The sequence below is a fragment of the Arthrobacter sp. ZGTC412 genome (assembly GCF_002929215.1).
GTDB lineage: Bacteria > Actinomycetota > Actinomycetes > Actinomycetales > Micrococcaceae > Arthrobacter.
This window is the reverse complement of sequence record NZ_PJII01000010.1, coordinates 133,696-141,404: the sequence shown is the minus strand read 5'-3', so window position 1 is coordinate 141,404 and position 7,709 is coordinate 133,696. Positions and strand designations below refer to the sequence as shown.

Genomic DNA, 7,709 nt, shown 5'->3' with positions numbered 1-7,709 from the left:
ACTCACCCGAGACGACCACTTCTTCCAACGGTACTCAGACTGGCTCAACACCAATTGACAGCTATAGGAGCATCATTCTTCCGTTCGCCCGTTGGCAGACCGATCAAGAACAAACATGGCGCTACGTTCGCCGACGTTTATATGCCCTCCCTGCCCGAGGAAAGCGAGGGGCGCGAAGTCGTCCGGAAGTTCAATACATACGGGTCAAAGCAGTGCGTGTCGCCATGAAATCGCCCAAGAGCAGTAGGTTACGTGTCCTGCTTCTGGTAGATGTGGCCACCCGCACCAGTTGCCAGCTGCTGCCGTTCACCATCGAAACAGTCTGCGTCAGAATAGCGGCCAGGGCACAGCAGGCATTTCACCGCTCGGAGCCGGAAAGCGACCTGCCCGGAGCAACCGAGCGCAGCGCGCGGCGAGAGAATCGATTTCTTCGGCGCTGAGCAAGTCCGTCAGGTTTCGGCCCAGCTCACCGTGCAGCCCTTCGATGACACGATCGATGCCGTCGCGTTCCTCAGCGGTAAGAGTTTCTCCCAGCCACCCCCACAGCACCGTGCGCAGCTTGTGGTCACGGTGGAAGGTGAGCCCATGGTCCACACCATGCCGGTGTCCGTCCGACATGGTGAGAATGTGGTCACCTTTGCGGTCGGCGTTGTTCACAACGACGTCGAACACCGCCATCCGTCTCAGTGCCGGCATATCCTCGTGGATAAGGGCGACCATCCGTCCCTCCTCATCCTGACCCTCGAGGACATGTTTCCAACCGCTCTCCGGCACGTCGTCCGCCGCAACGAGATCCACCGCGTTCTGGTCGGGGTCTGTCTCCTGCCAGAGCTGCACCATTCCTTTGCCAATCGGACCATCGCGCAGCCAGGTGCGTGGCACCACGTTCCAGCCGAGGACCTCCGAGACCAGGTACGCGGCAACCTCCCGGTGAGCGAGGAAGCCGTCGGGAAAATCCCACAGCGGTTTCTCCCCGGCTATCGGCTTATAAACAACCCTCGTGTCGCCGATGCTGCCCAGGAAGGTGGCGTTCGACGCCGTCGTTATTCGCCCAGTGAGCGTCAGCTCGGCCGTCAAAAGGTCGGGCGCGTGCATCAGACCTCGGGCGGAGTGCAGACGTGCCCGTCGGCGTCCACGGGGTGACCGCAGAGCGGGCACGCGGGGCGCCCGGCGCCCACAACCTCACGCGTGCGCTTAGCGAATGCACGGGCGGTGCCAACCGGCATCCGCACCAGCAACATTTCGGTCACATCAGCGTCATCCTCGTCCAGCGATTCGTCGTCGTTATCAGTGTCAACATCCGTGATCGGATAGGCCTCTATAACGACCTGCGCCGTCGTCGGGTCCCATCCTAAACTCATGGCGCCGGTCCGAAACTGCTCCTCAACGGCCTCGAGCTGGTCATTGTCAACCAATTCGATGGGAGTGCTGGTGGGAACGCTGTGAGGGTTGCCCTCGAGGCCGATGAGCTGGTCGAGAATTTCGTCGATTTTATCTGCGAGCAGAGCTGACTGCTGCTTCTCCATGGCGATACTTACGATCTGAGTCCCTGCCCGCACCTGCAGGTAGAACGTCCGTGCCCCCGGAAGGCCAATGGTGCCAACGACGACCCGATCAGGCCAGGCAAATTCATGAACACGTGTAGGCATAAGAGCATTTTAGGCACAGGCGCTTCATGGCGCCTGTTGCCCTGCACCGCCGCCCACCGGCGCATCGCCAGAGTGGAGGCCGTTCGACAGCCACGACAGATCTCCGGCGTCGGTGTTGGTCGCGTAGACGCTTGGCCGACTGGCACTGTAGCGCACGATTGATACGGAGGCAGGGCTTACGTTAATGCGCTGGAACAGGTCAAGGTGCATGCCGAGCGCGTCGGCGAGGATTGACTTGATGACGTCACCGTGACTCACCGCCACCCATACGGCTCCTGGCCCGTACTCGGCTTCGAAGGCTGCATCATGGCGTCGAACGGCTGCTACCGCCCGAGCCTGCATCGCGGCCATGGATTCACCGCCGGGAAAGATGACGGCGGACGGTTGCGATTGCACAGCCGACCACAGATCTTCAGTTGCGAGATCACTGAGCGTGCGGCCCTGCCACTGGCCGTAATCGCACTCGGTAAGATCGGGTTCCAACGGCGCGTACGGAGTGCCAACCTGGCGATCGAGGATGAGTTGGGCGGTCTGCCGACAACGCTCGAGAGGGCTCGATACCACCCCCACCACGGGCACTGCCGCGAGCCGCTCTCCGGTCAAAGCCGCCTGCTCGCGCCCGATCTGGTCCAGGCTGACACCGGCGGCCCGACCGGCCAGCAGTCCATTGGCATTGGCTGTGGTGCGGCCGTGCCGCACGAGAATAACTGTCGCCATTAACCCAGCCTAACCACCCGCTCGACGGCAGTGTTGACCCACACTTTGAATATTTGCTGGCCACGTCACCACTATCGATTATCAAAGGGCATCGGGTGGTAAAGAGCCAAGTAGACCAAGAAGGCAGCACGGGCAAAGCCTGGCGGGGCCATCCCAGAGGGAATGGCCGTGCCGGTCCGACGGATGACTATTGGTCCCGGCATGTCGCGTAGCTTGTGGTGGGGACCTCAACCGGCCCCGGTCACGCGGACCCCTCCAACTGCCCCCGTCCACGGAGTGTCACCCGGTCCGGGCAGCACCAGATGCGCGAACAAGTAACCCTGTTCAAGAGCGATAACTTGGGACGTGGCCCCGGCGCAGTCCAGCTCGAGCTCCACCGGGCGGAAGGGGGCACCGGGATGCTCCTGGCCAACGAAGACCTTCGCACCTGTTGCACCTACACAGGCAGCGGTAACGGTGTACTGCCCGGCCGCCGGCACCTTCTCGAATTTGCCAAAACCCCTCACCGGCCCGTCCAGTGGCCCAACCTCGAAGAGGAGGACTGGCCCCGGCACCGCCCGCAGCAGCCGGTACAGCTCAGCGTAGTTCTCAGCTTCCTTCTCCAGGACCTCCGTATTGTTGTACGGCTGGAGTGCCTCTGTTGTAGGCGCGGAATCCGTTGTCGGGGTGTTCACAGGCTCAGGGTAGTTATAGGTGCACCCCGTCATACTTCCCAGAGGAACCAGCAGGCACACGGCAAGCGCGAACCGGTGCCGTCTATTCTTTACTCCCACTCTTCCATGGTGGGCAAGGCGGCAACCCCTAAACAACCGGGTGCCGTCAGCCTGCAGCGGAAGAACCAAGACAGGCGCCGGCAGCTCGTAGGCGGTGCGGCCGCTCAAGGTGGCGGGATGTCTCTTGTTGGTCAGGCAGGCTGCCACCTGACCGGAAGTGCCTTCAGCCCATAGATGATGGTGCTTTCCATCCGTTCCAAGTGCGCATCCGGATCTAGGGAAAGCCCAGGCAAACGGTACAGCAGGGCACCCAATGCGATCCTGGCTTCGAGCCGGGCCAGCGGCGCGCCGAGGCAAAAGTGAATGCCGTGGCCGAACGCCAGATGCCGGTTCTGGCCGCGGTCCACGTCGAACTCGGCAGGCCGCTGGAACTGCCGCTCGTCGCGGTTGGCGGAGCCGATCCAAGCCACGATCGGTGCGCCGGCGGGAATCAGTTCGTTCCCCAGGGTAGTCTCCGCGACCGTCACGCGGTACATGGACTGGACCGGCGATCGAAAGCGCAGCACTTCTTCGATGGTCTGGGGAAGCAGGGCGGGTTCCCTCAGCAGGCGGTCCATGATGCCTGGGTACTCAGCCAGGCATAAAACGGCGTTGCCGATCAGATTGGTGGTGGTCTCATTGCCGGCAACGAGCAGTAAAGCGCAAAAACCGAGCAGTTCGGGCACTGTCAGTTTTTGGCCGTCAATCTCCGCTGCCAGCAGGGTGCTGATCAGGTCCTGGCCCGGCCGGCTCCTGCGTTGGTCGATCAGGGCCAGGAAGTACTCCGTCATCTCCATGTTTGTGCCGGAGTGGTTCTCACTGGTCGAATCGGTCCGCGTTTGGCTGACAATCACGTCGGACCACTTTTTGAAGCGCTCACGGTCCTGGGCGGGGATGCCCATGAGTTCCGCGATCACTATGACCGGCAGCGGGTATGCCAATTCCTTAACCAGGTCTGCGCTGCCGCGGGCCGCGATCCCCTCCAAAAGCTCGTCTGTGAGCGCGGCGATACGGGGAGCCAGCGCGTCCACGGCTTTAGGCGTGAACGCTTGGGTGACCAGGGATCGCAGCTGCCGGTGCCTTGGGGGATCGGTGGCAATTAGGCTCGCGGCGAATAGTTGGCCGGTCCCCGATGCATCGTCTCCGGCCATGCGCGACGAGAATGTTGCATATTCGGACAGTGCCCGCTGGACGTCGTCGTATCGGAAGACGTGCCAGCTTCCCGACTCTTCGTCGTAATGGACGGGCGCAGCTTCCCGCATCCGTTCGTAGTGAGGAAAGGGGTTGAGCTGATGTTCAGCGGACTGAATGAAGTCCACGGCTGGCCTCTCTGCTCGCTTCGGGCCCTATCACCCAGACGGACCTCGGGCCCCGGTCGACTGGGCGTTGAGCCTTGATTTTAGCCAGTGCCGGCTCCTCGGTCATTAGCAGTCGGTAAAGCGGTTTGTTTTTGGATCCACCGTTACCGGTGCAGGTGCTCCCGCCAGTCAGCCGGTACGTTGTCTGCCGGTGCAGGTGCCGGCTGCTCCGGTGGTCTGGACTGAGGATCCGGAAGCCGCGGGCCGCGGAAGAACTTCTTCGTAGTGTGCTCATAGAACCAGTCCTCCCCAGGTTCAAAGGACCTCATGACGGGGTGACCGGCGGTGCGCGCATGGGCACTGGCATGCTGTGAGGGTGATGAATCGCAGCACCCTATGTGGCCGCATTGGGCGCAGCGGCGAAGATGCAGCCACCATCCTGGGCCGTCACCGCTGAGGCACTCCGAACACCCTGTTCCACTGGGTGTGGCAGATAGGCTGATTCCCGGAATAGGTCGATCCTCCATGGGTTCCTCCACTTCCATCGCTCCGGTTCTGCTCAGGTCATCCCGCTTGCCTGCCGTCGGGAGTTATTCTGGCAGACTCTCCGCGCCCTTGTCCCCAATGTCCCAGCGCGAGTATCGTGAGCGCCACCGAACCATTGAACCGGAAAGACGGCGGCCATGGATCACTCGGTTCCGGTCATGCTGATTGCCACCAGAGACCCGACCTCTCGGCGCATTCTTGAAGATGAGTTACGTCGACGCTACGGTGCCGATTACGAGGTGGTGGCCTGCGCCGACCACGCCCACGGGCGGGCGGTGCTTGAGGGGCTCCGCCGCTGGAATCGCCCGGTCGCCCTCATTCTCGGTTGCTATGGACCGGCTGACCGCGGTGGACTCGATTTCCTGCGGCGTGCCTATGGGTTTCACCCGGCCGCGAAGCGTGGTGTTGTGGTGACATGGGGCGACTTCGCCAGCGCCCCCACCGTATTCCGGGCGATCGCGCAGGGGTCGGCCGAATTGCTGATCATACGTCCCGAACGATCGCGGGACGAAGAATTCCATGGGGCGATAACGGACGCCCTCGACGACTGGCACCTGGCCCAGGGGGTCGGGTTCGAGGCCGTCCGGCTGATCGGGGAGGTTGGCGACGAACGGACTCATAGGTTGCGCGACTCCCTCAGCCGGAACCACATCCCGGTAGGCTTCCACCCCGTCGGGTCGGAGACGGCGGAGCGGACGCTGGAGAGCGTGAACCTGCGCGACCCCGTGCTGCCGGTCATGGTACTGGAGTTCACCGCTCCACCCATTGTCCTCGAGAACCCGAGTGACCTGGAGATCGCCGAAGCGATGGGGGTGACGCGACCGCCACCGGCGGACAAGATCTTCGATGTGGTGGTCGTGGGAGCCGGTCCTTCCGGTCTCGCGACCGCCGTGTATGCCTCCTCTGAGGGCCTCTCCACCATGGTGGTGGAGGGAGAGGCTGTGGGAGGCCAAGCCGGCACCAGCTCGTTGATCCGGAACTACCCTGGCTTCTCCCGCGGTGTGAGCGGCGCGCACCTGGCCTACCGCTCATTTCACCAGGCCTGGACTTTGGGCACGGACTTCCTGTTCCTGCGGAAGGTGGAGGGGCTCGGCGTGGACGGAGCATTGTACGCTGCGTCGATTTCCGATGGCAGCGTCGTACGGTGCCGCGCAGTCGTGGTGGCCACCGGCGTGGACTACCGTCGCCTCGGGATACCTCAGCTGGAGAATCTCGTCGGGCGAGGCGTCTTTTACGGGTCCACAGTCTCCGAGGCGCCGTCTATGGCCGGAAAGCACGTCATTGTCGTGGGTGGCGGCAACTCGGCCGGACAGGCGGTTCTGCACCTTGCGAGGTACGCGAAGAAGGTGACGCTGCTGGTGCGGGGACCCTCTCTGTCGGTCAGTATGTCGGAATACCTCATCTCCCAACTTGAGGCCACCCGGAACGTTGGGATCCGCTATGGCACCATGCTCGTGGGGGCCCGCGACCAGGACGGATTCCTTGCCGCCGTCAAGGTCGCCGCATCCAGAGCCGCCGATGCAACCCCGAGCGAGGAGATCGAAGCGGGCGGCTTGTTCGTGCTGATCGGTTCAGTGCCGCGGACCTCCTGGCTGCCCGACACTGTAGAGCGTGACCCAGCCGGTTTTCTGCGCACGGGCGCCAGCCGGGATGTCAGTGAGGCCGGGTCCGCCAGATCGGACAGGCATCCATTGGCGCTGGAAACCAGCATGCCCGGTATTTTCGCGATCGGTGACGTGCGGGCCGGTTCGATCAAAAGAGTGGCTACCGCAGTCGGGGACGGCGCCACGGTGGTCTCGATGCTTCACACCTACCTGGCCGAGAACCCCCTGCCTGCCTCGCCCCCTGCCCCTGGTGGGGCAGCAGCAACCGAGGAGCTGCCCGGTGATGTTCGCTCGAACTGAGGTCATACCCTTGATTCCGCCGATGCGGTGGCTGCTCTACGTCGCTGCATTCCTCGTGTTTCTTGCCGGGCTCGTGCTGTTCGTGTTTCCGCTCCGGACAGATGAATTTTTCGCGTGGACAGTTAACCCGCCCATGACCGCGGTCTTCCTCGGGGCGGCATACTGGTCGAGTGCCGGCTTGGAGGTGACAGGCGCCCGTTCGGCGGGTTGGGATTCAGCCAGGCTAGCAGTCTGGCCCGTGTTCGTCTTCACCACATTGACCTTCGGAGTGACCCTGCTTCATCTCGATCGCTTCCACCTGTCGCCAGACACTGCCCCCACCGCCCAAACAGCTACCTGGGCGTGGCTGGTTATCTATGCCTTGGTGCCCGCGGCGATGCTCGTTATCAGCCGGATGCAGATCCGGTCGCGGCGTCCTGCCCCAAAGGCCGTAACGGCGGGGCGGCCAGTGCTACCCCCTACGCTCCGGCTTCTCCTGGCGGGAATCGCCGGGGTACTGCTGTCGTATGGCGCGGCGCTCCTGGCAGTGCCCGTTCAGGCCGCGACATGGTGGCCGTGGTCACTGTCGGAGCTCACAGCGAGGGCGATCGGAGCGTGGTTGGTCGGTCTGGGGTGGGCGGCGGCGCAGGGCCAGTTGGGCGGCGACATCCGCACCGTCCGCCCCGTGGCCCTAACTTCCGTTGCCTTCGTCGTTCTGCAGGCGGTTGCCCTGCTGCGGTATGGCGACGCCCTGACATGGCCGAGCGCACCGGCGATCGGCTTCGTGACCGTCCTACTTGCCATTGGAGTGGCCGGCGGATGGGCACTCGCACTATCTCACCGGTAGCCCGGGCCGGAAATATG

At 63.3% G+C, this 7,709-nt stretch carries 8 protein-coding genes; 2 read left to right on the top strand and 6 right to left on the bottom strand.

Features of this window, described 5'->3' with window-relative positions:
* Positions 1 to 327: 327 nt before the first annotated feature.
* From CXQ88_RS13215 to CXQ88_RS13190, 6 genes are all read right to left on the bottom strand, one after another.
* Positions 328 to 1,095 (bottom strand): SCO1664 family protein, encoded by a 768-nt coding sequence (locus tag CXQ88_RS13215; RefSeq protein WP_104044604.1) that lies wholly within the window; start codon positions 1,093 to 1,095, stop codon positions 328 to 330.
* Positions 1,095 to 1,649: a DUF3090 domain-containing protein gene (locus CXQ88_RS13210; protein WP_104044603.1), complete on the bottom strand. Its 555-nt coding sequence runs from the start codon at positions 1,647 to 1,649 to the stop codon at positions 1,095 to 1,097. Before CXQ88_RS13210 ends, CXQ88_RS13215 begins: the two co-directional genes overlap by 1 nt.
* Before the next feature lie 24 nt (positions 1,650 to 1,673).
* Complete coding sequence (locus tag CXQ88_RS13205; RefSeq protein WP_104044602.1) at positions 1,674 to 2,366, bottom strand: MSMEG_4193 family putative phosphomutase; 693 nt, start codon at positions 2,364 to 2,366, stop codon at positions 1,674 to 1,676.
* A gap of 227 nt (positions 2,367 to 2,593) precedes the next feature.
* Positions 2,594 to 3,040, bottom strand: coding sequence for a hypothetical protein (locus CXQ88_RS13200; RefSeq protein WP_258061857.1), 447 nt, complete (start codon positions 3,038 to 3,040; stop codon positions 2,594 to 2,596).
* Positions 3,041 to 3,270: 230 nt separating this feature from the next.
* Entirely contained in the window at positions 3,271 to 4,437 is a 1,167-nt protein-coding gene (locus CXQ88_RS13195; protein WP_181037511.1) for a cytochrome P450, read from the bottom strand.
* A gap of 143 nt (positions 4,438 to 4,580) precedes the next feature.
* Positions 4,581 to 4,943, bottom strand: a complete 363-nt coding sequence (locus CXQ88_RS13190) for a UBP-type zinc finger domain-containing protein (RefSeq protein ID WP_104044620.1) — start codon at positions 4,941 to 4,943, stop codon at positions 4,581 to 4,583.
* A gap of 156 nt (positions 4,944 to 5,099) precedes the next feature.
* On the opposite strand from CXQ88_RS13190, the gene CXQ88_RS13185 reads away from it, so the two are divergent.
* Together CXQ88_RS13185 and CXQ88_RS13180 are read left to right on the top strand one after the other, a co-directional pair.
* A complete protein-coding gene (locus CXQ88_RS13185; protein ID WP_104044601.1) occupies positions 5,100 to 6,866 on the top strand; it encodes an FAD-dependent oxidoreductase in 1,767 nt (588 codons plus the stop codon).
* On the top strand, positions 6,850 to 7,692 hold the full coding sequence (locus CXQ88_RS13180) for a hypothetical protein (protein WP_104044600.1): 843 nt from the start codon (positions 6,850 to 6,852) through the stop codon (positions 7,690 to 7,692). Before CXQ88_RS13185 ends, CXQ88_RS13180 begins: the two co-directional genes overlap by 17 nt.
* Positions 7,693 to 7,709 lie beyond the last annotated feature (17 nt).